General features: G+C 67.1%; 23 protein-coding genes. 13 read left to right on the top strand and 10 right to left on the bottom strand.

All coding sequences use genetic code 11. From position 1 onward, the window contains the following. Positions 1–118 precede the first annotated feature (118 nt). The 3 genes from U0177_RS18115 to U0177_RS18105 all read left to right on the top strand — a co-directional run bounded on the left by U0177_RS18115 (position 119) and on the right by U0177_RS18105 (position 2419). Positions 119–1384 (top strand): Glu/Leu/Phe/Val family dehydrogenase, encoded by a 1266-nt coding sequence (locus tag U0177_RS18115; RefSeq protein WP_409572106.1) that lies wholly within the window; start codon positions 119–121, stop codon positions 1382–1384. A 158-nt stretch (positions 1385–1542) separates the two neighbouring features. Continuing rightward, entirely contained in the window at positions 1543–1923 is a 381-nt protein-coding gene (locus U0177_RS18110; protein ID WP_409572060.1) for a response regulator, read from the top strand. A gap of 55 nt (positions 1924–1978) precedes the next feature. Then, positions 1979–2419 carry an RrF2 family transcriptional regulator gene (locus tag U0177_RS18105; protein WP_409572059.1) on the top strand — a complete coding sequence of 147 codons (441 nt, stop codon included), beginning with the start codon at positions 1979–1981 and terminating at the stop codon, positions 2417–2419. Here the strand turns inward: U0177_RS18105 and U0177_RS18100 are convergent. The 4 genes from U0177_RS18100 to tyrS form a co-directional block, all read right to left on the bottom strand. After that, a complete protein-coding gene (locus U0177_RS18100; RefSeq protein WP_409572058.1) occupies positions 2416–3288 on the bottom strand; it encodes a DUF2085 domain-containing protein in 873 nt (290 codons plus the stop codon). The genes U0177_RS18105 and U0177_RS18100 overlap by 4 nt on opposite strands. 267 nt (positions 3289–3555) lie before the next feature. Further along, positions 3556–4128, bottom strand: coding sequence for a TlpA family protein disulfide reductase (locus U0177_RS18095; protein WP_409572057.1), 573 nt, complete (start codon positions 4126–4128; stop codon positions 3556–3558). Then, on the bottom strand, positions 4121–4384 hold the full coding sequence (locus tag U0177_RS18090; RefSeq protein WP_409572056.1) for a glutaredoxin family protein: 264 nt from the start codon (positions 4382–4384) through the stop codon (positions 4121–4123). Before U0177_RS18090 ends, U0177_RS18095 begins: the two co-directional genes overlap by 8 nt. Before the next feature lie 210 nt (positions 4385–4594). Continuing rightward, positions 4595–5776 (bottom strand): tyrosine--tRNA ligase, encoded by a 1182-nt coding sequence (gene tyrS, locus U0177_RS18085; protein ID WP_409572055.1) that lies wholly within the window; start codon positions 5774–5776, stop codon positions 4595–4597. Between the two features lie 600 nt (positions 5777–6376). Here tyrS and U0177_RS18080 point away from each other — a divergent pair. The 6 genes from U0177_RS18080 to U0177_RS18055 all read left to right on the top strand — a co-directional run bounded on the left by U0177_RS18080 (position 6377) and on the right by U0177_RS18055 (position 13409). Further along, positions 6377–9043 carry a GAF domain-containing protein gene (locus U0177_RS18080; protein ID WP_409572054.1) on the top strand — a complete coding sequence of 889 codons (2667 nt, stop codon included), beginning with the start codon at positions 6377–6379 and terminating at the stop codon, positions 9041–9043. Beyond that, the gene (locus U0177_RS18075; protein WP_409572053.1) at positions 9030–9734 is read left to right on the top strand and encodes a response regulator; all 705 of its coding nucleotides are present in this window, start codon (positions 9030–9032) and stop codon (positions 9732–9734) included. The genes U0177_RS18080 and U0177_RS18075 overlap by 14 nt, the downstream gene beginning before the upstream one ends. 168 nt (positions 9735–9902) lie before the next feature. After that, the gene (locus tag U0177_RS18070) at positions 9903–10337 is read left to right on the top strand and encodes a hypothetical protein (RefSeq protein WP_409572052.1); all 435 of its coding nucleotides are present in this window, start codon (positions 9903–9905) and stop codon (positions 10335–10337) included. Between the two features lie 185 nt (positions 10338–10522). Further along, complete coding sequence (locus U0177_RS18065) at positions 10523–11410, top strand: serine/threonine-protein kinase (RefSeq protein ID WP_409572051.1); 888 nt, start codon at positions 10523–10525, stop codon at positions 11408–11410. A 457-nt stretch (positions 11411–11867) separates the two neighbouring features. Next, positions 11868–12422: a class I SAM-dependent methyltransferase gene (locus tag U0177_RS18060; protein ID WP_409572050.1), complete on the top strand. Its 555-nt coding sequence runs from the start codon at positions 11868–11870 to the stop codon at positions 12420–12422. Positions 12423–12464: 42 nt separating this feature from the next. Beyond that, a complete protein-coding gene (locus tag U0177_RS18055; RefSeq protein WP_409572049.1) occupies positions 12465–13409 on the top strand; it encodes an FAD-dependent oxidoreductase in 945 nt (314 codons plus the stop codon). A 12-nt stretch (positions 13410–13421) separates the two neighbouring features. Here the strand turns inward: U0177_RS18055 and U0177_RS18050 are convergent, their stop codons facing one another. Further along, the gene (locus U0177_RS18050) at positions 13422–13829 is read right to left on the bottom strand and encodes a two-component system response regulator (protein WP_409572048.1); all 408 of its coding nucleotides are present in this window, start codon (positions 13827–13829) and stop codon (positions 13422–13424) included. A 138-nt stretch (positions 13830–13967) separates the two neighbouring features. On the opposite strand from U0177_RS18050, the gene U0177_RS18045 reads away from it, so the two are divergent. Together U0177_RS18045 and U0177_RS18040 are read left to right on the top strand one after the other, a co-directional pair. Next, positions 13968–14432, top strand: a complete 465-nt coding sequence (locus U0177_RS18045; RefSeq protein ID WP_409572047.1) for a hypothetical protein — start codon at positions 13968–13970, stop codon at positions 14430–14432. A gap of 95 nt (positions 14433–14527) precedes the next feature. After that, entirely contained in the window at positions 14528–15880 is a 1353-nt protein-coding gene (locus U0177_RS18040; protein ID WP_409572046.1) for a dCTP deaminase domain-containing protein, read from the top strand. A 315-nt stretch (positions 15881–16195) separates the two neighbouring features. Here U0177_RS18040 and U0177_RS18035 read toward each other — a convergent pair whose 3' ends face one another. The 5 genes from U0177_RS18035 to U0177_RS18015 form a co-directional block, all read right to left on the bottom strand. After that, positions 16196–16978: a hypothetical protein gene (locus U0177_RS18035; RefSeq protein ID WP_409572045.1), complete on the bottom strand. Its 783-nt coding sequence runs from the start codon at positions 16976–16978 to the stop codon at positions 16196–16198. A gap of 76 nt (positions 16979–17054) precedes the next feature. Then, on the bottom strand, positions 17055–18686 hold the full coding sequence (locus U0177_RS18030) for an ABC transporter substrate-binding protein (RefSeq protein ID WP_409572044.1): 1632 nt from the start codon (positions 18684–18686) through the stop codon (positions 17055–17057). A 916-nt stretch (positions 18687–19602) separates the two neighbouring features. Further along, positions 19603–20007 carry a hypothetical protein gene (locus U0177_RS18025; RefSeq protein ID WP_409572043.1) on the bottom strand — a complete coding sequence of 135 codons (405 nt, stop codon included), beginning with the start codon at positions 20005–20007 and terminating at the stop codon, positions 19603–19605. A 190-nt stretch (positions 20008–20197) separates the two neighbouring features. Beyond that, a complete protein-coding gene (locus U0177_RS18020; RefSeq protein ID WP_409572042.1) occupies positions 20198–20413 on the bottom strand; it encodes a hypothetical protein in 216 nt (71 codons plus the stop codon). Further along, positions 20401–20658, bottom strand: coding sequence for a hypothetical protein (locus U0177_RS18015; RefSeq protein WP_409572041.1), 258 nt, complete (start codon positions 20656–20658; stop codon positions 20401–20403). Before U0177_RS18015 ends, U0177_RS18020 begins: the two co-directional genes overlap by 13 nt. A 393-nt stretch (positions 20659–21051) precedes the next feature. Between U0177_RS18015 and U0177_RS18010 the strand changes: the two genes are divergently transcribed. Further along, complete coding sequence (locus U0177_RS18010; RefSeq protein WP_409572040.1) at positions 21052–22092, top strand: CehA/McbA family metallohydrolase; 1041 nt, start codon at positions 21052–21054, stop codon at positions 22090–22092. 72 nt (positions 22093–22164) lie between these two features. Beyond that, positions 22165–23250 carry a M20 family metallopeptidase gene (locus U0177_RS18005; RefSeq protein ID WP_409572039.1) on the top strand — a complete coding sequence of 362 codons (1086 nt, stop codon included), beginning with the start codon at positions 22165–22167 and terminating at the stop codon, positions 23248–23250. Positions 23251–23258: the final 8 nt, after the last annotated feature.

Below are 23258 nucleotides of genomic sequence, written 5' to 3'. Positions count from 1 at the left end.
CATTCTGTGCTACTGTAGCATAATGGCACGCTGGCTGCGCGGCGACGACGCCCGCGCCAGGTACCACGCGGCGCTGAATGGCGCCCCGAAATACACCTATCACGAGGAGGCGACGACAATGACGTCCGAGCGCGACAACCCTTTCCGCATCGCGCAGCAGCAGTTCGACAAAGCCGCCGAGCTGCTCGACCTGCCCCAGGACATTCGCGAAGTGCTACGGGTGCCCCAGCGCGAGCTAACCGTCAATTTCCCAGTGAAGCTCGACGGCGGCCACACCAAAGTGTTCACCGGCTACCGCGTGCAGCACAACCTTGGCCGCGGCCCGGTGAAGGGCGGCATCCGCTACCACCCCAGCGTCGACATCGACGAGGTGCGCGCGCTGGCCATGTGGATGACCTGGAAGTGCGCGCTGGTGAACATCCCCTACGGCGGCGCGAAGGGCGGCGTGGTCGTCGACCCGGCTAACCTTTCGATCGGCGAGCTCGAGCGGCTGACACGCCGCTTCGCCACCGAGATCAGCATTCTGATCGGCCCCGACAAAGATATCCCCGCGCCCGACGTCAATACCACTCCGCAGATCATGGCCTGGATCATGGATACGATCTCGATGCACCAGGGCCATACTGTCAACGCGGCGATCACCGGCAAGCCGGTGCAGGTGGGCGGCTCGTTGGGCCGCAACGACGCGACCGGCCGCGGCGTGAGCCTGATGGTGCGCGAGTGGGCCCGCACCAGCGGCTACAACCTCGATCAGCTGAGCGTTGTGGTGCAGGGCTTCGGCAATGTGGGCGGCGTGGCCGCAGCGCTGCTCGAGCAGATGGGCTGCCGCGTGATCGCGGTGAGCGACGCCACCGGCGGGTATGTGCGCCGCGGCGGGCTTGATGTCAAGGCCATGCGCGAGTACTCCGCCAAACATCCGCGCCGCCTGCTCGACGGCTACAGCGCGCCTGGGGTCGAGAAGCTCACCAACACCGAGCTGCTCGAGCTGCCCTGCGACGTGCTGGTGCCGGCCGCGCTCGAAAACCAGCTGACCGAGCTTAACGCCCCGCGCATCCGCGCCAGGGTCGTCGTCGAGGGCGCGAACGGCCCGACCACACCCGACGCCGACGCAATCTTCGAAGACCGCGGCATCACCGTGATCCCCGATATCCTTGCCAACGCCGGCGGCGTGACGGTCAGCTACTTCGAGTGGGTGCAGGGCCTCCAGTCATTCTTCTGGGATGAAATCGACGTGAACGCCAAGCTCGAGCGGATCATGGTCAACGCCTACGAGCAGGTACGCTCGGTGTCCGAGCAGCGCCGGGTTTCGATGCGCCTGGCGGCCTACCTGCTTGCGGTGCGCCGCGTCGCCGACGCCAACGCCACGCGCGGGATCTACCCGTAGCGCGGCTAGCAGAGCGTGGCTGTGGTACAATACGCGAAGAAGCACAGCCCACGCGGCTATCGCGCACACTCGCGAGCTGATTGTGTACCGCGACACGTACTGGTGCGTGCTCGCGGTACGCCGTTTGTACGCGCTGGGGATCCTCGAAGGAGCGCCTCGTGGATGTTCTGCTGGTCGACGATAACGTGCTGATGCAGCAGCTGACCGCGCGGTTTCTTGGCGAGCTTGGCTACACTGTCGGGGTGGCTGGCCTGGCCTCCGAGGCGCTGGCGCGCGCCCGGCAGTCGCCGCCGGCGCTGCTGCTGATCGACATGCACCTGCCCGACTGTGATGGCCCCGACGCGCTGGCGGCGCTGCGCCGGCTGCCGGGCTGCGCAGGCACGCCAGCCGTCGCGATCAGCGGCCTCGCCGAAGAAGATGCCCGCCACCTGCTGAAAGGCGACTTCAGCGAGTACCTGGTGAAGCCGATCGACCTCGATACTCTGCAAGCCACGGTGGCGCGCTACCTTGGCCCCGCGCTCGAGCGCAGCGTCGCCTGAGCGCCCGGCATGGTTCCGCTAGGGCGCAAACCGCCCGTATGAGTCTGTTAAAGCAATGCGAATATCCAGCAAAGGCGAATACGGCCTACGCGCGCTGTTCGACCTCGCACAGCGCTACGGCGAAGGCCCCATCCAAAGCCACGATATCCATCAGCGCCAGGGGATCGACGAAAACTACCTCAACCAGATTCTGATCTTGCTGCGCAAGGCCAGCCTGATCGAAAGTGTGCGCGGCCCGCAGGGCGGCCACCGGCTGGCGCGCCCGCCAGCGCAGATCTCGCTGCTGGAAGTGCTGACGGCGCTGGAGGGGCCGCTACTGCCCGACGAGGCCGGGCGCGACAGCGTGGCCTCGTCCGAGCCGCTCGACCGCGACCTGGTGCGCGATGTGTGGTCTGGCGCGCGCGACACGCTTGAAGAGTACCTGCGGGGCATCTCGCTCGAGGATCTGTGCCAGCGCAAGCGCCGCAAGATCGGCGAAGTGATGTATTACATCTAGCCGTTCACAATCAGGCCCTGCGCCTCGAGCCAGAAGCGCGCCGACGAAAGCGCGCCTAGCTCGATCAGCGTGAACAGCAGCGCCCAGGTGGCCGGCCGCGCCAGCTGCACTACCCGCGCCACCTTGCCCTCGTACCCCATGAATAGCGCGGTCAGCAGCAGGTTGATCGCGTACAGCACGCCGGTGATTCCCAGCCACGCGCTGACGGCGATCGGCCAGAACATGAACCCCGCGTTGCCGTACATCGCCGCCAGCACCAGCAGGTTCAGCAGCAGCGCGCCGCCAAGCTCGATCCAGCCGCGCAACACGCGCTGCTCGGCGTCGGGGTTCTGGCGCAGCGACAGGTTCATGATCAGAAACATCAGCACGGCCATGCCCACGCCCATGCCGGTGCCGGTGAGCGTGCGTAGCTCGTTGCGCGGCGTGTACAGGTGCGGCAAAAACAGATCGACCAGCATTGAGTTGAAGCCGTCGAACGCCATGACCACCACGAACACCACCAGCAGTATGCTGATCGGCAGTGGCGGCAGCTTGGCGGCGCGCCCGCGCCCCAGCGCCAGCAGATACAGCACCGTCACCAGAAAGCCGCTGTAGATGCCAGTGTTGCGCGCGCACAGCGGCAGGCGCAGCCCGGCCATATCGACGGTATGGGCCTGGGCGCACACGCCGTGCACCACGGCGTACATCTTCCACTCCAGCGGCATGCCCGGCCAGGCCAGCAGCCCAATCAGCAGCACGCCGGCCAGCCCCGCGAAAGCATAGCGCCAGGGCAGATCGCGCGCGGTGCGCGCTGCAATGCTCTGCGCCTTGCGCGCCGCCATATCGCTGCGGGCCATATCGAGTATCTCTTCGCTGGTGCGCTCGCTCATGGTGTATCCTTTGTGGCGCCCTGCACCGGCCGGGCCGGCACGCCTAGACGCGTAGCGCGGTGGCCCGCGCTGAGGGCTAACTCTGCCTACGGCAGGTGTGAAGCTTGTTACCTACAGAGTTACGCGGCGGGCATTTTGCCTTCGGCAGAGCGATACTTTTTCATTTCTCGTGCTCAGATGTTGGCGCTCCGCACCAACATCTGAGCACAGAAGACAGGGAAGTACCAGGCGGAATCGACACACGATGCAGGCCGGCGCATAACCGTGCTACTTAAGCTCATCGAGATGGTTGGTGATAAACGTATAGTCCATCACGCCGGTCTTGCGCAGCGCGATCGTGCCGTCGCTGTTGATAAAATAGCTGGTTGGCAGCAGCTGCGCCGCATAGCGCGCGGCGATGTCGCCGTCGGGGTTGGCGATCAGCGGAAAGCCGACCTTCAGCTCGCTGGCGAATGGGCCAAGCTGCTCGACATCCTGAGCTTTATTCACGCCTAGCACGGCTACGTCGGAGTATTTGCCGAGCGCCTGCTGAAGATCGGGCATCTCCGTGCGGCAGGGCACGCACCAGGTGGCCCAGAAGTTCAGCAGCACCTTTTTACCGCGCAGGTCGCTCAGCCGGTGTGTGCTGCCATCGGGCAGGGTATACTCGAAATCCGGCGCGGCCTCGCCCTTTTCGGGTATCGCCGACTGGCCGCTGTCGGGCAGGATCTTCGAGGCGGTGGCGATCGTCAGGCCGGGTGGTATGGCCGCCGGTGCCGCCGGGGTTGCCGCGCCGCCGCAGGCCGCCAGCAGCACCAGCGCCGCGAGTACAGCCGCCTGGTATAGCATTCGCTTACGCATGCTCGCTCTCCACGCCATCGGCCAGCGCCCGGGCGAGCGCGTCGGCGCGGATCGGCGCAAACAGCGTCGCGCCGCCGGCGATCGCGATCACCGGAATGCTGTGCTTGTAGCGCTCGTACAGGTCGATGTCGCCCAGAATATTCACCTCGGCCACTTCCAGCGCAACCTGACGCGCCAGCTGCTCGAGCAGGTCGGCGGCGTCTTCGCACAGGTGGCAGCCCGGGCGAGTATACAAGGTGATCTGGCGCTTGTTCACACCGCGTATTATACCAGACGCGCCGCCAACGTCGCCGGGATTGGCGAAGGGATGTGTGTTGGGGTCGTAGAGCGGGTGCTTCGCGCCTGCTCCACGGCCCCGCTTGATTGGCGCAAATGCGCACGGGCGCGATCTCTCGCGCCCGTGCAGTGGCAAGCCGAAACCCTGTGAACTGAGGCCCCGCGCGCATCCGCCTTCACAGGCAGGCGCTTAGGCGCCGCGCACCCGCACGAACTTACGGCGGCCTACCTGTACAACCGCCGGCTTGCCGGGGCTCAGCAGCAGGTCGTAGCCCGCAACCTTCTCGCCATCGACGCGCACACCGCCGCCGTCGATCAGCCGCCGCGCCTCGCTCTTGCTCGCCGCCAGCTTGCTGTCGACCATGATATCGACGATGCTTGCCGGCGCGCTGATCGCGTGCTCGGGTATGTCCTCGGGGATCTCGCGCTCGCGGAAGCGCTTGATCCACTCGGCCTCGGCGGCCGGCGCGTCGGCGGGGGAGTGGAACTGCGCCACCACCTCGCGCGCCAGCCGCATCTTAAACTCCATCGGGTTGGCGCTACCTGCCGCGATCGCCTGGCGGATCTCGGCCACCTCGGCCAGCGGCACATCGGTGAGCACCTCGAAGTACAGCGGCAGCACGTCGTCGCTCATCGACAGCACCTTGCTGTACATCTCAAACGGCGGCATGAGAATGTCGACAGTGTTGTTGAACGTCTTGCCCATCTTGCGGCCGTCGGTGCCAGGGATGAGCGGCACCAGCAGGATGTCCTGCGGCACCATGCTCATCTGATCCATCAGCTCGCGGCCAGCCAAGTTGTTGAACTTCTGGTCGGTGCCGCCGAACTCGACATCGGGCGTCACCATCACCGAATCGTAGCCCTGGAGCATGGGGTACATCAGCTCAAGGATGGTGAGCTTGCCGCCCTCTTCGTAGCGCTTGCGGAACGTCTCGTGCGCCAGCATCTGGGCCAGCGTGAAGCGCCCGGCCAGGTTCAGCGCCTTCTCAAGGTCGAACGTGCCGAACCACTCGCTCTGCCAGCGCACCTCGGTGCGGTCGCGGTCGACCACCTTGAAGAACTGCTGCATGTACGTCTCGGCGTTCTGCCGCACCACATCGGCGGTGAGGCGCGGGCGCGTCTCGTCGCGGCCGCTCGGGTCGCCGATCTGGGCGGTCCAATCGCCGACGATCAGCACGACCTGGTGGCCCAGATCCTGAAACTTGCGCAGCTTGCGCAGGCCAACCGCGTGGCCGATGTGCATATCGGGCTTGGTCGGGTCGAAGCCCTGCTTGAGGCGCAGCGGGCGGCTGCCGGCCAGCTTGCGCCGCAAATCGGCCTCGACAAGCACCTCGGCCACGCCGCGCGTCAGCAGTTCGTCAATGTGATCCATGATGTTGTCCTCTCATTCACACGAGGTACGCGGTGTCCTACCGCGTGGGAGGCTTGAAGGGCGCAAGCCCCCCAAAATCATCTCTTTTTTTGGCCAGTCGCGGCCACGACTGGCCAAAAAGGAGATTTTCGGGGCGGCTTTGCCGCCCGCAAACCCCCACCGCGTCGCTGGCTCACTCTGCCGAGAAACACAAAAGGAGCGCCGGCAGGCACAAAAAAACGTGGACCTGTGTCCACGTCGGTTCACGATCTTGCGCGGGTACGCGTGGAGCGCAGGCCAACTACCCCGTGACGGGGTAATAATACTCCACGGCATAGGTTATCGCGCGCGATACCGGCATTGTTCCCCCCTATAAGCGACGCGATCGTAGCATGGGCCCGGTGGGTTGTCAAGCCCGAGTTCGCGTGAGCGGAGGAAGAGAGGGCCTGGCTTTGCACCGGCCCTGATGCGTAGATCGGTCGCAGGCCGATGCGGCGGCGCTTGCTCCGGCCTATACTGAGCGCAGGTAACCTGCGGCTACCTCGCTTCCGGCATGACAATCAGCAATCGCGCTCTGCCCACCACCTTTTCAGAAGCTGTTTGAAATTGAAGGAGAACGCGATGGATCATCAGCCGATCAGCCGCTTGCTGCTTCAGGCCAACTTCGGGCGCGCGGCGCTGAAGCAGCCGGCGCTGTTTCTGGCGCACCACTACCGGCTTATGGTCGCGCTGCTCACCGGCGGGCTGCTGCTGGCGCACCTCCCGCTGGTCGACGCCACGCCGGTCATTCTGCTGGCGGCGCTGCTGTATGGCGGCTACGCGCTGGCGCGGCTACGGATGCCGGCGCGCTACGAGGCGCAGTTCTACCGCCCACGGCACCAGCTCTGGCGCGCGCAGCTTGGCATTCTGGCGGTGACGGCGCTGCTGTTCTGGCTCGAGGCGCGCGGCCAAACTACCACGTTGTGGATCCTGTACCTGCCCGCGCTGCTGCTCGTCAGCCGCTACTGCTCGCAGCGCGCCTATGTGCTGGTGGCGGCCGAGGTCGCGCTGCTGGCGGCGCTGGCGCGCCTGTTCGAGCTGGCGGGCGCCCCGCCGGATGCCTGGCGGGTGCTTGGCGAGGGCGCGGTACGGGTGTTTGCGGTGCTGCTGCCCAGCTTCCTGGTGCACTACCTCGCGCGCGTCGATATTACCACCAAGAAGGGCGCCGCCGCGCGCGACCAGGTGGTGCAGCAGCTGCTCGAGCAGACGCTGCTGGCGCACGACCGCGCCGCGCTGGGCCAGGCGATCAGCGCGGCGTGCGCGAATGCGGTGGGCGCGCGCGGCCAGGCGATCTACTTCTTCGAGCACGATCAGGCGCAGCTGCTGCGCCCCGACGGCACCAGCGCCGCGCCGCACGAGGCCGCGCTGGCGCTACAGGCCACGCGCGCGCGCGACATCGCCGGCGAGCCGGCCGGGCCCGAGGGAGTGCGCCTGGCCGCGCCGATCTACGGCCAGCCCGGCCGCGAAGGGCCGGCTCTGGCGGTGGTGCTGCTCGAGCTGGGCGTGACGAACCGCTTCGAGCAGCAGGCCGTGCAGCACGTGCTGGCCGAGCTGATCGACCACATCTGGCCGATCTGCGCCTATGCCAGCATCCGGCTGCTGCTCGACGCCAGCGCCAACCGCGCGCTCTACCGCCTGCGACTGAACGACGTGCTTGATGTCGTGCTCGACGCGCTGTGCAACCGGCTCGGCTTCTCGTTTGCGCTGATCTCGCTGGTGGACGAAGACACCCAGTCGATCACCACCGTGCGCGGTAAGCATGTCGCTGCCGGCTGGGTGGCCGACTCGCGCCACGCCCTGAGCAGCTCCGACATTCTGGCCGACGTGCTGCGCACCGGCAAGATCGAGGTGATCGACCATTGGGACGAGCGCTTCGACCGCGCGATCTGGCAACGCTACGATCACGAGTCGATGATACGCGTGTGGGTGCCGCTCGGCCGCATTGGCGTACTCGAAGCGGGCTACTACAAATGCGAAAAAACCCAAGTCGCACGTTTACTAATTGAGCTACTCAGGCAGTACGCGCGCGAAGTGACGGCGGCCATCCAGAATGCGCAGTACTATGAGCGCGAGCTGCATCACGCCGAGTTGATGGCGCGGCTGCATACCGCCAGCTGCGAGATGCGCGTAGGCCAGCGGCCGGAAGAGACCCAGGCGCTGCTCGACCGCATCGCCGGCTCGGCGCTCGAGCTGCTGGGCGCCAGCATTGTGCTGCTGTATGCGCTCAACAACCGCGACGGCACGTTCGCGCGGCCGATCCACGCCGGCACGATCATCGGCCGGCTGCCGCTCAGCCAGCCCGACCAGCACGACACTCACGACAATATCGTGCGGCATATCGCGCAGGTGCGCGAGCCATACTACCAGCCCGACGCGCAAACCGACGCGCGGCTGGTCGGCGGCGAGCTTGCGGCCGACCCTACGACAAGGCATCGTACCTTTGCCGAGCGGCAGAAGATCGTCTCGTTCGCGGGCGTACCGCTGCTGGCGCAGGGCAACCTGTTGGGGGTGCTGTGCGTGAACTACCGCGAGCGGCACCAGTTCAGCGCCTACGACCGGCAGGCGATCGAGCTGTTCGCACAGCAGTCGGCCGCGATCATCGCATCGGACGCGCTGGCGCGCGAGCAGGAGCGCCGCCGGCTCGAGTACGACCTGCACGACTCGGTGAAGTCGAGCGTGCGCGGCATGATCTTGTTCAGCCGCGCGGCCTCGGCCGCGATGATCGAGGCGCCCGAGCAGGCCGAAGCGCACCTGCACCAGATTCGGCGCATTGGCTGGAACATTCTGTCGGATGTCGACATCGTGCTGAAAGATCTCTCGACCGCCGGCTACGACAGCGCGGCGCTGCGCGAGCACATTCAGGCCGAGCTGAAGCGCCTGGCAGGCAGCAACGCCGGCAAGATCAGCCTGGAGATCGACGACCCGCCGCCGCTGCCGATAGCGCAGACGCGCACGCTGCTGCAGCTGATTCGCGAGGCGGCCCTGAACGCAATCGAGCATGCTCAAGCGCAATCCATCCACATCCGCGTGCGCTGCGACGACAGCAGCATTCAGGTCGTCGTCGGCGACGACGGGCGCGGGTTCGAGCCCGGCGCCATATCAGCGGCCGGGCGGCATCGCGGGATCGAGATCATGCACGAGCGCATGGCGCTGATCGGCGGCCAGCTCAGCGTCCGCTCGTCGCCCGGCCACGGCACGATCGTTACCGGAGAACTGCCGTTGAAGGAGAGGGGCTATGACTCAGGATGATCAACCTGGAATAATCCGCATCATCGTGGCCGACGACCACCTGCTGTACCGGCGTGGCGTCTGCGCGGTGCTCGAGCCGTTCGTCGCGCAGGTGCACGTGGTCGGCGAGGCGTCGACCGCAGAGGAGACGCTGGCACAGGCGCGGCAGCGCCAGCCCGACCTGGTGCTGCTCGACCTGCGGATGCCCCAGCGCAGCGGCGTGGCCACGCGGCCGGCCTGGGAGCACGGCGTGGAAGCGATCGGCCAGCTGCGCACGCTGGCGCGGCCGCCGCGCGTGCTGGTGATGAGCTACATCGACGAGCCCAAGGTGCTGTTCGCCGCGCTGCGCGCCGGCGCGCACGGCTACATCAACAAAGGCGACTCCTACGATGGCGCGCCGCTGGTGGACGCCATCTGCCGCACAGTCGGCGGCGAGGCGATCTATGGGCCGCTGGTGGCCCAGCTGATCCGCGACTACCACCAGCGCGAGCAAGAGTCGCTCCCCCCCGCCGAGCGCCTGACGCCGCGCGAGCGCGATGTGCTCGAGCTGCTGGCCGAGCGCAAGTCGAACCAGGAGATCGCCAAAGAGCTGGTGATTGGCATCAAAACCGTCAAAACGCACGTGGCGAGCATTCTGGCCAAGCTGCACCTGAACAGCCGCCACGAGATTCCTACGTACGTGCGGCTGCACAACGGCGGCAAGCAGCAGTAGGTAGGCACCAGCGCGCACTCCGAACGACCTGGCCGCCCGCGATGGGCGGCCAGGTCGTTCTTGCGACCTAGGCGCGGGATCGGTCGCGGGCTGATGTGCGCGCCCCGGCTTTAGGCTATGCTACATATGCAAGTAGTTAGGATCCGGTGAATACGACAGGAGGTTGAGATGCAACTTGTCGCAACACGACCACAGCAGCAAGTACTGACACTGCGGCGGCACCCGCTGGTGCTGGTTCCGCGGCTGGCGCTGTTGATCGGCGCGCTGGTGCTGGTGGGGGCAATCAGCACGCGGCAGCACAGCCTCGGTCTGTTCATGCTGGGCACAGTGCTGCTCGGCGGCGCGATCGCCGCGCACGTCACATCCTGGTGGATGTACACGATCACCATTCGCTACGACCGGGTAAAGGTGCGGCGGCTGCGGCTGCTGTTCGTGCGCCACACCACCTACGCCCTGCCAGGCCTGCGCGGCCTGACCTACGAGCAGCAGATGTTCGGCAAGCTTTCGAACACCGGCACGCTGATACTGACCCTGCCCGACCGGACGCTACGCTTCACGATGATCACGCCATACTCGGCGCTCGACTCAATGCTCGGCTGGTGAGCCAGGGTTCATCGATCGAACGACACCACCAGCCCGGCATCTGCCGCAGTCGCACAGCGATCGTGAAGCACACATACGCTTCGCGATCGCTGTGCTGTTCCGCACCAGGCCAGCACAGCGAGGACGACAGCTTCATTGGGGCGACAAGATCCTGCCGGCGATACGCCGGGGACTGGAGGACTCCGATGGAACAGCCTTTCGCTAGCACGCCGAATGAGCAGCGCCCATACCCCGACCCGCTGCCGCCCAGCTTCCGGCTGAACGGCCGCTACCAGGTTGCCCGTATGCTGGCCAGCACCAACCTGAGCACGGTGTATCGCGGGATCGACCTGCGGACGCGCGTGCCCGTGGCGATCAAGCGGCTGTCTACCCAGCTGCGGCCAGGCGGCCTGCCGCGCGCCGAAGCGCAGCGCGCGTTCGTGGCCGAGGCGCTGCTGCTCAAGTCGATCGATCACCCGCAGGTGCCGCGGATGCACGACCTCATCCGCGACCACGGCGACTACTTCATGGTGCTCGATTACATCGGCGGCCAGCGGCTCGACGCGCTGCTGGAAGACGAGCCGCTGTCGCGCGAGCGCGCCGTGGCGATCGCCCGCAGCCTGTGCGCGGCGGCCGAGGCGCTGCACCGCGCCGGGATCGTCCACGCCGACATCAAGCCGAACAATGTGATCGTGCGGCCCGGCGACCGCGTGACGCTGCTCGATTTTGGGCTGGCCCGGCGGGTAGGCCAGCCGGCCGCGCTCGACGCCGCGATGGGCACCCCGCCGTATGCGCCGCCCGAGCAGTGGCTCAGCGAGCCGCTCGACGCGCGCAGCGATGTCTATGCGCTTGGCCACGTGCTCGGCGAGCTGTTCGACACGGTGCGCTGCCCCGAGCTGCGCCAGGCGCTGGCCCCGGCGCTCGCCGACGCACCGGCCGAGCGCTTCGCCGACGTGCCGGCGCTGCGCCGCGCCCTGGCGCAGAGCTATGCGGCACGCCATGCCGCGCCCGAGCCGCTACACCCGCCCGACGCCTGGGCAGTCGCCGCGATCCTGGCGCTGCTCGCGACGCTGGCGATCCTGCTGCTGCACTGATCTGCCGCAGGGCTCGTGCAAGGTCTTTCGACCCCTCCCCCTACCCCCCTCCCCTGTCAGGTGAGGGGGTAACACATCTGGCTGTGAGGTGCGGTCGCCGTAGTACAATAGGCGCCTCCCGTGTCGTATCATAGGCGGAACTTAGGCTGTCACCTGCGATATGGGCTTGCTCTGCCTGCGGCAGCATGGTACTGTACTTTCTTTTGTGCTCAGAGCTTGTTTGAAAAGGTGCGCGAGGGGCTATGCCCTCGCACTCTGGCGGGTGGCGACCACGAATGTGGCCGCCACCCGCCAGAAAAGTGGAAACGGAGGGACTTCGTCCTCCAAACCACCCTATTCAAACAGCTTCTCAGAAGGTGCGCGCAAAGCGCCACCATCTGAGCACCATCCATGAAAAAGCACCGCTCTGCCGAAGGCAAAAGGCGCAGCGCGTACGTCGTGTCATAGGAAGCAGTGTATGGAGCATAGCGAGATGGTGGCGCTGATCCGTGGTGGCGTGGGCGCACCAGGCGGCGTCTGGGCCGATATCGGCGCCGGCACCGGCAACTTCACCTGGGCGCTGCGCGAGCTGCTCGGCCCAGCCGGCACAATCCACGCGATCGACCGCGATGGCAAGGCGATCGCAAGCCAGCGCGCCCGGCTGGCGAACGCGCCGCCCGGCGCTACGATCGTGCCGCGCCAGGCCGATGCGACCCGGCCGCTCGGCCTGGCGGCGCTCGACGGCATGCTGGCCGCCAACCTGCTGCATTTCCTGCCCGACCAGCCGGCGGTGCTGCGGCAGCTGGCCGGCTACCTGCGGCCAGGCGGCCGGCTTCTCGTGGTCGAGTACGATCTGGCCGCGCCGCTGCGCTTCGTGCCCTACCCGCTGCCGTTTGCCGCGCTGGCAAGCCTGGCGGCGGCGGCCGGGCTGGGCCAGCCCGCCCTGGTGGGCCGGCGCGTCTCGCCCTCGTCGGGCATCGCAATGTACGCGGCAGTGGCGCCCAGCCCTCGGCTGGGCGCGCCAGCTGCGTAAGCCATACGATCTATCGTACAGCATTGAGACAGGAGTGGTTCCATGGCCGATGTCATCGTGGTGGGAGCGGGCGTGTCGGGACTCTCGTGCGCGATCCGGTTGCGCGAGGCCGGCTACAGTGTGCGGATCTGGGCGCGCGACATGCCCGAGCAGACAGTGTCGAACGTGGCGGCGGCGCTGTGGTACCCCTACAAAGCCTACCCCGAACAGCTGGTGGTCGGCTGGTCGCGCGTGAGCTACAACGAGTTTATGGCGCTGCGGCACGACCCGGCCAGCGGCATTCTGGTGCGCGGCGGCTCCGAGCTGTTCCCCTGGCCGGTGGGCGAGCCGTGGTGGCGCGAGGCAGTGCCGGGCTACCGCCGCGCCCGCGCCGACGAGCTGCCCGAGGGCTATGTCGACGGCTACGTGTTCGACGCGCCGGTGATCACCATGCCGATCTACCTGGCCTACCTGAAGCGGCGCTTCGCCAGCCTGGGCGGCCGCATCGAGCTGCGCACGCTCGGCAGCCTGGCCGAGGCACTGGCTGCGTGCCCGCTGGTGGTGAACTGTAGCGGGCTGGGCGCGCGCGAGCTGGCCGCCGACGGCAGCGTGTTCCCCATTCGCGGCCAGGTGCTCCGCGTGGCGCGCGGCGAGCTCGACCGCTTCGTGCTCGACGACTATGGCCCGCGCGGCGTGGCGTACATCATCCCCCGCGCCGACGACTGCATCCTGGGCGGCACGGCCGAAGACGGCCAGGCCGACACCACGCCCGACGCGGCCACCGCCGAGGCGATCCGCGCGCGCTGCGCCGCGCTTGACGCACGCGCCGCCGATGCGCCAGCCCTCGAGCATAAAGTCGGGCTGCGGCCGGGCCGCCCGACGGTGCGGCTCGAGCGCGAGCCGGTTGGAGCCGGGCTGGTAGTGCACAACTACGGCCACGGCGGCGCCGGCGTCACACTCTCGTGGGGCTGCGCCGCCGAGGTGGTGCGGCTCATACAGCTCGGCTGAGCGCCTTGCCGGCTACTTATGCTCGCGCAGCTTGCTCTCGGGGCCGGTGTCGATCTCGGCCAGGATCTCCAGCAGCTTCTCGAGCGCGAACGGCTTCTCGAGCCAGCGGATACCCTTGCCGGCGAGCGAGGGCGCGATCTCCTGGACATAGCGCGTCGCCGCCGAGCATAAAATAACCGGGATGGGCCGCGTCGCGGCGTCGAGGTACAGCATATCGATCAGCGCCCATCCCGATGGCAGATTATCAAACATCAAGTCGCAGATCACCACGTCGGGGCAGCTGCTTTTGATCTGCTCAAACGCTCCCTGATGCTTCGGGAACGTGGTTACGTCGTAGCCTTCTTCGCCCAGGAAATCCGACAGCAGCTCGAGAAATTCCGGGTGGTCGTTGACAATCGTTACGCGTTTCCTTGCCGTCATTCTGTACAATCCTCGCCAAGCATTTGAATTCGGGCCGCTATTGTAGTGGCATGACCTCGCTTGTGCAAACCGCCAGAAAACATGGCACCGATTATGCAATAGTGCTTGGCAGCGTCTCTCGCAGCGAAGGAGGCTGGCGTGATCCCGCAAATGCCATTGATCAAACGTGCGGCGCCGCTTGTGATCAGCGGCGCCTCTGGTATCTATATCGTACTGCGCGCCCGCAAGCTCAGCATGGCCGAGCCCACCGACGAGTCGTTCGCGCGCTTTCTGATCGGCCAGCCCGACCTCGTGACCGTGCTGGTTGGCGTCCCGGCCAGCTGGTATGTCGCGCAGCGCCGCCGCCGCGCCGGCCAGCCCAACGGCATGGCGCACGGCGCCAAGGCGCAGGCGCTGCACTCGCTGCGCCAGGTTTTCGCAGCGCTGCTTCTGGGCATCGACCTGATGGCGCGCAAGGCCGCCCGGCTCGATCAGCCCGAGCTGGTGGCCCTGGCGCGGCGGCTCAAGCTGGTGATCCGCCAGGGGATCGATACGCTCGCGGTGCTGGGCGAACCTTCCCCTACCGATCTCGAAAAGATCTATGGCGCGCCCAAAACCCGATGAGTGCTCGCTCCGACACCAGCTAGCAGCCGGCACATCGGCGCGCGCCAGTGATGGTATAATGCGGCGATTCACCGCCCAGCACAGAGGAGTCGACCGTGACCATCAAGTCCGACCGCTGGATTCGACGCATGGCGCAAGAGCATGGCATGATCGAGCCGTTCGTCGAAAGCCAGGTGCGCCAGGGTGTGATCTCGTACGGCCTGTCGTCGTATGGCTATGATATGCGCATCGCCAACGAGTTCAAGGTCTTTACCAACGTCTTCAATACACTGGTCGACCCAAAGCACTTCGATTCGCGCTCGTTTGTCGATATTACCGCCGATTACTGTGATATTCCGCCAAACTCGTTCGCTCTGGCGCGAACTGTCGAGTACTTCCGTATTCCGCGCAATGTCTTGGCGATTTGCCTCGGAAAATCGACGTACGCGCGCTGCTTTAGGGCAGACACGCGCGTAGCGCTCGTTGACGGAACGACGCCCACCTTGGAGGAGATGGCACGCAGGGCCAGCGATGGCGAGATGTTCTGGGGCTACAGTATCGGCCCGCACGGCCGGATGATCGTTTCGCTGCTCGAAGCCCCGCGCTATATCGGCCGCGACTCGCTCGTGGAAGTGAAGATCGACAACGACGAGGCGATCTTCTGCACGCCCGATCACCTGTTCCTGATGCGGGATGGGCGCATGGTCGCTGCCGGCGAGCTGCGCTCGGGCGACTCGCTGATGCCGCTGTATCGCCAGCTCGCGCGCGGCTACGAAGTGGTCTACCAGCCGCTCAACGGGCACCTCTACCCGACCCACCGCATGGCCGAGGAGTGGAATGTGCGAAATGGCGCGTATACCGATACGCCCGGCACCCGCCGCCACCATATCGACTTCAACCGGCGCAATGCTATTCCCTGGAATATCATGCGTATGGCAGCGAGCGAGCATATCCAGCTGCACAACCAGGCCAGCTACAGCGAGGACTTCGTCTCCCACAAGCACAGCCCAGCTATTCGCGCCGCGCTCGATCATACCGGCTTGGGCAGCGGCGCAGCCCAGCTGCGCGAGTTCGATCGCGCTGTGTTCGAGCGCTCCCCCGAGGTCAGCGGTCGCTTCAAGGGCCAGCGGCCGGCTCGCAACCACAAGGTTGTGAGCGTTCGCGAGATCGCTGGCGATCACGATGTGTACTGCCTGACGGTTCCGGAGGCGGGCAACTTCGCGCTCGCGGCCGGCGTGTTCGTCCACAACTGCGGAATCATCGTGAATACCACGCCCTTCGAGCCGGGCTGGCGCGGCTATGTGACGCTCGAGCTTTCGAACAGCACGCCGCTGCCGGCGCGGATCTACGCCAACGAGGGCATCGGCCAGGTGCTGTTCTTCGAGAGCGACGAGCAGTGCGAGATATCGTACGACGACAAGCAGGGCAAGTATCTCGACCAGGTCGGCGTAGTGCCGCCGCGATTGTAGCGCGCGCTTGGCGATGGGGCTGCGCGCCCCCCGTGCCCCGCGGCAGGGGGCTGCCGCCAGCCCCCTGCACCCCGCCGACACCCAGGGGGTACCCGGCGCTGCCCCAGGCCCCATAATGAATGCCGTCTCATTTGTGATGCCCGTGGCGCATGCCTTAGGGCACAGAATGACGTGTTGGTTTGCCCTGGGGCACGAGCCAATGATGTTCTCGCTGGCACGGCCTTTCCCGTAGGGCGCGCATCGTGCGCGCCTTCTCCCTGCCGGGCGCGCGCGCCGCGAGAAAGGCGCCGGGGGCGCTGCGCCCCGCAGCAGCTCTCAACGCCCTAACATCTCAATGCTGACCATCCCCAGATCCATCCACTGGCCCGGCACGTCGACCAGCCCCCACCCGAAGTGCCCGCGCGGCGTCGCCACCATCCACTGGTTATCGACCCAGGCGACAAACCCGAGCGGCCCGCGCGGCGCGCGATCGGTCGCGAGCACGGTGCGGCCGTCGATCGCGAAGCGCGCGCCGTCTTCGCGCCACTCGATCGCGTACTCGCGCCACTCCGCGCCGGGCGGCTCGATCGGCGCCTCGGCGATGCGCAGGTCGCGCTGCACGCGCGGCCACACCCGCCGCCGCATCCGCTCCGACTGGTTGGCAAGCGCGACGGGCAGCGCCAGCGGCGACCAGGCCAGCGCGCGCGGCGTCGTCGCGTCGATGCAGGCGGCCTTCCAGCCGTAGCCCGGCACGCCCAGCGCCAATGGCATGTCGCTCGGCGGGGAGGCGTGGAAGAACCAGATCGCCGCTGGCAGCGCCGGCCAGCCGCCCAGCGGCGAGAACGGGTTGTTCCAGAAGCCAAAGCCGGCCGTACCCAGCAGCGGCCCCGAGGCACGCGCGCGCACCAGCAGGCGCAGGGGCGGGCGCCAGGGGAAATCGCGCCGCGCCATGCCGGCGTAGTCGTCGATCTGCGCGTCGGCGTAGCGCGCGGCACTCGCGCCGACGAGCGCCAGCCGCAGCCCCTCTTCGACCAGCGCCAGCCGCCCGCCGCCTACCTGCGTCGCGCGCCAGCGCGCGCCAAGGCGCGGGCGAAAGCTTTCGTCTATATTGAGCGCCATTCTGCCACTTGGTCGCGCGGCAGAGAGTGCGGGGCAGTCCTGATGCCGGCTCCGCTCTCCCTGCCGCGTCGGCCTGCTACCGCCCGCCGGTCGTCACAAGCGTGAAGCGCACAATCCGATCTTGCACCAGCTCGGCCTCGTTCAGGCTATTGGGGAACTTCGGGTCGAGCGTACCGACCAGCAGCCGGTTCGGATCGATGCCCTGCTGGGCCAGGAACTGCTGCACGCTGGTGGCGCGCGTCTCGGCGAACGAGCGGATGTCCTCCTGCGAGAAGCGCCCGGCGGGGCCGGGCCAGGCCGCGCTGCCCTCGATCTTGAGGTACAGCCGCGACGACCGCAGCACCGGGAGCACCTGCTCGGTCAGATCTTTGGTGGCCTGGTCGGTCAGGCGCGTGCTCTCGGGCTGGAAGTCGATCTTCTCGAGCGGCAGCTTCACCACCTCGGCAGCGTTCTGCTGCTCCTCGCTCGAGAGCTGCGGCAGATCGACTTTGGCGGTGAGCAGGAACGAGCTATTGACCGGCGGCTCGGTGGAGAACAGGCCACTTTCGCGCGACGACCCGAGCACAAAGCGCGTATCGACCAGCTGGCTCAGGTCGATCTGCGGCGGCGCCTGGCCGGCGCGCGCCCAGACGCCCTGGGCCTCCTGGAGCCGGCTGGTGATCAGCTGCGGCCGCTGGAAGGCGATCTGGTTGGCGTTCAGCGTGGCCTGCGCCAGCTTCTCGAGGCTGGCGGCCATGTCGCCCGGCTTCGACACAAACGTCCAGTCGGCGTGCCCCCAGCCGATCAGCGACTGCTCGGCCTGCGCGGGCGTGTCGATCATCGCCTTCAGCGCCTCGAACCAGGCATCGTGGAACGCCTGGATGGCCTCGGGCTTGCTGGCAAGCGCCGGCCGCGCCGCCACCAGCACGTCGAGGATGGCGCGCAGCTTGTCGGAGGCGATCACCACCTTCGCGCCGGCGCCTTCGGCGTCGAGCACGTCGGGCTCCCAGGCCGAGACCGCGTCGGCATCGCCGCCGGTGTAGGCCTTCACCGCGTCGGCCACCTCGGGCTTGGCCACCAGCGTCACGTCCTGCGGGCCGAGGCCAGCCAGGCTCAGCGCGTAGTACAGGAAGTACTCGCCGACGCTTCCCTGGCTAAAGGCGATGCGCTTGCCCTTCAGCGCATTGATCGTCGTAATCTCGGGCTTGGCCACCAGCTTGTCGGCGCCGGCGCTCTCGTCGATCACCGCAGTGATCGCGCCAATCGCCGGGTCGGACTGCTTGGCCACGCCGTCAAGCGTGGTGGCGAGCACGTCCCACTCGCCGCTCTTGAGCTTGGCCCAGCGCTCGTCCTCGGAGGGCGCCGGCCCCTCGAGGCCGAACGGCACTAGCTTCAGGTCGTAGCCGCGCTTCTTCAGCAGCCCGCCGACCTCGATCAGAATGCCGGGGTAGTAGGTCGGGAAGGCGTCGAACGCGAATGTGACCGTGCCCTTGGAGGGGCTGTCGGGCGCGACGGTGGGGGCGGGCTGGCCGGCCGCGAGCGTGGGCTGCGCGGCAGGCGCGGCGGTTGGCGCGCCCGGCTGGGCCGCGGTGGCGGGCGGCGCCGGCGCGGCGACGGTGGGCGTGGCGATCAGAATAATTGGCGCTGGCGTGGGCTGCGCCTGCCCAAGCACGCCGCAGCCGCCAAGCAGCAGCAGCGCCAGCAGCGATATGATGCGAAGCGAACGCATAGGAGGCTCCTTTTCCGAGGATGAGCGATGCTCATCAGGGCATCGGTGCAGGGGGTATTGTACCAGCGATCGGGGCGCTGCGCCCCCGGCCCCCCGCATAGGCTTGCTCGCGCTTCCTCTTCGCTCCTTCCACGCCTCGTGCGTTCGCCATTCCGGGGCGCTGCGCCCCCGGCCCCCTGCATAGGCTTGCTCGCGCTTCCTCTTCGCTCCTTCCACGCCTCGTGCGTTCACATGTCGCGCGCTGCGCCCCCGGCCCCCCGCATAGGCTTGCTCGCGCTTCCTCTTCGCTCCTTCCACGCCTCGTGGGTTTGTCATTCCGGGCGCTGCGCCCCCGGCCCCCCGCATAGGCTTGCTCGCGCTTCCTCTTCGCTCCTTCCACGCCTCGTGCGTTCGTCATTCCGGGGGCGCTGCGCCCCCGGCCCCCCGCATAGGCTTGCTCGCGCTTCCTCTTCGCTCCCTTTTCCACGCCCTCGTGGGTTTGCCATCAGGGGCGCTGCGCCCCCCGGCCCCCCGCATAGGCTTGCTCGCGCTCTCCTCTTCGCTCCTTCCACGCCTCGTGGATTCACCGTCGCCCGGGGCGCAGCGCCCCCGGCCCCCGCATCCAAAACCCTGCCGGTTTTCCTATAACCTTCTCCCGGTTCAAAGAATGCCGTACCAGCAAGCAATGTGATACGATCATGTCCTCAGGGCAAACAAAACCGGTTATTTTGCGCCACGAGGCACGTGCCACTGGCCTTGCATCTGAGGCGGCATGTATTACGGGGTCTGGGGCTTCGCCCCAGCGGCGGGGTGCAGGGGGCTGGCGGCAGCCCCCCTGCCGCGGGCGCGGGGCCGCACAGGCCCCGAAGCAGTCTGGAGCGAGCGGAGCCGCAGGGGCGCATAGGCGCTCCTCAAAGGGTATCAGTCCATGGGAGGATTACCGGTACAGAATCCAGACCATTGGCAGCGCTTGGGTGTAACTCCCCAAGCGCTCCTTCCAGGCCACACCAATCTGAAACAGGCTGTACTTCCAGCTGCGCGCCGCACCATCATCGACCAAATGACGGTAGCCACGCTTTACGACCCAGCGCCTGACTGCGACCAGCCACACATATGCAATCACCAGTGGCAGCAACAATAACGCGCAAAACCGCCTGCGGTCAGTGACGCCGCTCTCATCCAGGTGAAAGCCCCCGCTCTGCCAGTCACGAAAGACCGTCTCGATCCACATGCGCCGACCGCCATGCCGGTAGGTCTGCCAATTCGCCGGCAGGTTTGTCATCACCGCATGCACGATTGGTTTGCCCTCGGTATCTTTGGCCCACCAAGCCAGGATATTCACCGGCCCAATCGCGTTCCTCGGTCAGATACACGCCATTGAGATAGGCAACCGTGTCGCGATTGGGCAGCCACTTCGAAAGCGCCGTCGCATCACCATCTGGGGTGAGCGCGAACAGCGTAAGCCCAGGATGGCCCAACAACCATCATGGCCGCGCTCGCGCACCCAGGCAAACAGCTCCTGGCTGCGGAACTCACTTATCGCCGTGGATATGCCTACGCGCACCTGTTCGGGCAATACGGAGCGCCAGCGCGGAGCCCAGAAGCTTCTTTTGGTCAGCCAATCCACTCTGTCCGCGATGGGGCAACGCAAGCCAGGCTAATGGGAGCGAGCGTCGGCGAAAACCGATGCTTACCACCAGAATGTTGTGGATATCGCGCAGCAGGACGGTACCGATCAGCAGTTGCACTCCGCTGCCCTTTCCGCGCCGTGGAGCGCCAGTTTGGCGACCGGCTGATAGTGTTCCTCCTGCGTGATACGCTCGTTATCGAGCAAGCGCCGAATGCGTTGTTCTTTGGCGGCTTGGGTGGTGTCCAGCGGCATCGCTCGGGCAAGTTTCCCAATTTGGGCCGAGACACTTTGGCTACTCGCGACCACCAGCAACGCCAGGGTTTCGATCTGGCTGGCGAGCGCATTTGGCAGCTGCGCGGTCAACTGCTTGGGACGTGCTATCATACAGCGGTGAGGTGGGCATGGATTCCTCCTTTGGCTGATCAGGTCTTGGCACGCGTGATCATACCAAAAGTTGGCGTCCTGACCACCTCCTTTTGTCAAGTGAAACCCTTTGAGGCCGCACAGGCCCCGGAGCAGTCTGGAGCGAGCGGGGCGCGGGGCCGCACAGGCCCCGAAGCAGTCTGGAGCGAGCGGGGCGCGGGGCCGCACAGGCCCCGAAGCAGTCTCGAGCGAGCGGGGCGCGGGGGCACGTAGCCACCGAAGCAGTTACGGGCAAGCAGGGCTGCACAGGCCCCAAAGCAGCCATGCGCGCAGCCTATGGTATACTGGCACCCACCTACCAACCGCCAACCAGCAACCAAGGAGTCGCCCGCCGTGACGCACTACTACCCCGGCGCGCTGCACATGCACACAACCTTCTCCGACGGCTCGGGCACGGTCGAAGACCTCGCCCGCGCCGCGCGCGCCGCCGGCCTGCGCTGGATCATCGTCACCGACCACGACACCCTCGCCGGCCAACCCTCCGAGGGCTGGGTCGACGGCGTGCTGGTGATCGTCGACCACGAGATCACCCCCGACCGCAACCACTTCCTGGCGCTCAACGTCGACGAGGTGATCGATAATACGCTCGCGCCCCAGGATTTCGTCGACGCGGTGTACGCCCGCGGTGGCTTCGGTATCATTGCCCACCCCGACGAGCGCGTCAAAAACGATTTCAAGGATATCTACCGCTGGGACGACTGGAGCGTCGATGGGCCGCGCGAGCGCACCGGCCGCCCGGTGGGGATCGAGCTGTGGAACCACCTGAGCGATTGGGGCGAGCACCTCACCCGGCGCAACAAGGAGCTGCTGTACTTCCTGCCGCAGCTCGGCATGGGCGGCCCGACCCGCGAGACGCTGGCTTGGTGGGATCGGCTGAATATCGCCGGCAAGCGCACCTTCGGCGTCGGCGGCGTCGATGTGCACGCGATCAAGCGCCGCGCGCCCTGGGGCGAGATCGAGGTGTTTCCCTACCAGTGGACGTTCGGCACGCTCACGAACTATCTGCTGCTCTCCGAGCCGCTCGCCGCCGACGCGCGCGCCGCGATCGACCAGGTGTATGGCGCGCTGGCCGCTGGCCGCTCGTACTTCCTCAACCGCCGCAGCGGCGCCTGCCCGCAGCTCGGCTTCTACGCGCGGCGCGGCGACGAGCGCTACGAAATTGGCGACACGCCGCGCCTCGGCGCGGGCGGGCTCGCCATTGCCGCCGACGCGGGCAGCGGCACCGAGCTGCGACTGATCGGCAACGGGCGGCTCGCCGCTCGCAGCAGCCGCCCATTTCACTACCAGGTGCGCGAGCCTGGCGTCTACCGGCTCGAGGGCTACCGCCACGGCAAGCCCTGGCTGTTTAGCAATCCAATGTATGTCGAGCCGTAGTGCGCGCAGCTTGCGCCCTCGCTCGCCTGCGAGCCGGCCGATCGACTGGAAATAGCAAAGGAAGCGTGAACCGTGAGCTATACATCATTGCGCGATGATCTGGTGCGGCTGGCGTGCGAGCTGATCGCCATCCCCTCGACCGACGACCGGCCCGACCAGCTGGCGGCGGTGATCGACTACGCCGAGCGCTACGCCCGCGCCACGCCAGGCGTGTTCGTGCACCGCGCCGAGCGCGCCGGCAAGCCCAGCCTGATCGTCACCCTGCGCGACACGCGCGCCCCCGCGCTGATGCTGAACGCGCACCTCGATGTGGTGCCGGCGCGCGCCGAGCAGTTCAGCCCGGCCGTGCGCGACGGACGGATCTACGGCCGCGCCAGCCAGGACATGAAGGGCTCGGGCGCGGTGCTGCTGCGCCTGCTGCGCGACCTGGCGACGCGCGCGGCGCCGCCCGATGTCGGCTTTATGTTCGTGAGCGACGAGGAGATCGGCGGCGAGAATGGCACTGGCTACCTGGCCGAGCAGGGCTGGGGCTGCGAGTTCTTCCTCGCCGCCGAGCCCACCGATATGCAGATCTGCTACGCCCAGAAGGGCGTGCTGTGGATCGAGGCCAGCCTGCCCGGCAAGCCGGCGCACGGCTCGCGCCCGTGGGACGGCGTGAACGCGATCGCCGCGCTGCGCGATGGCCTGGTGGCGCTCGAGCAGCGCTTCCCCATCCCCGACGAGCCGGCCTGGCTTACCACTGTGGTGCCGACGATCGTGCAGGGCGGCACCGCCAAGAACCGCCTGCCCGAAGATGTGCGGCTGACGTTCGACGTGCGCCACGTGCCCGAGGATCGGCCCGACCAGATCGTCGCCGGCATTCAGCAGTGCTTCGACGGCAAGGTGACCATGACCCGCTGCGGGTCGCCGCTCGACACCAGCCCCGAGCATCCGCTGGTGCGCCGCCTGGCCGAGTGCGTCGCGGCCGAGTGCGGCGAGCCCGCGCGGATGTACCGCGAGCACTTCGCCTCCGACGCGCGCTTCTACAGCGAGAAGCGCATTCCGGCGGTGTGCTTCGGCCCGGTCGGCGCCGGGCTGCACTCCGACGACGAGTGGGTGTCGATCGACAGCCTGGTGCAGCTGTACGGCGTGCTCGCCCGCTTCGCCGACGCTATCTGAGCGGCAGG

It is taken from the genome of Kouleothrix sp., from assembly GCF_046328425.1.
Classification (GTDB): Bacteria; Chloroflexota; Chloroflexia; order Chloroflexales; family Roseiflexaceae; genus Kouleothrix.
The sequence above is the reverse complement of the archived record's forward strand: the minus strand, read 5'-3'. Positions and strand labels throughout refer to the sequence as shown.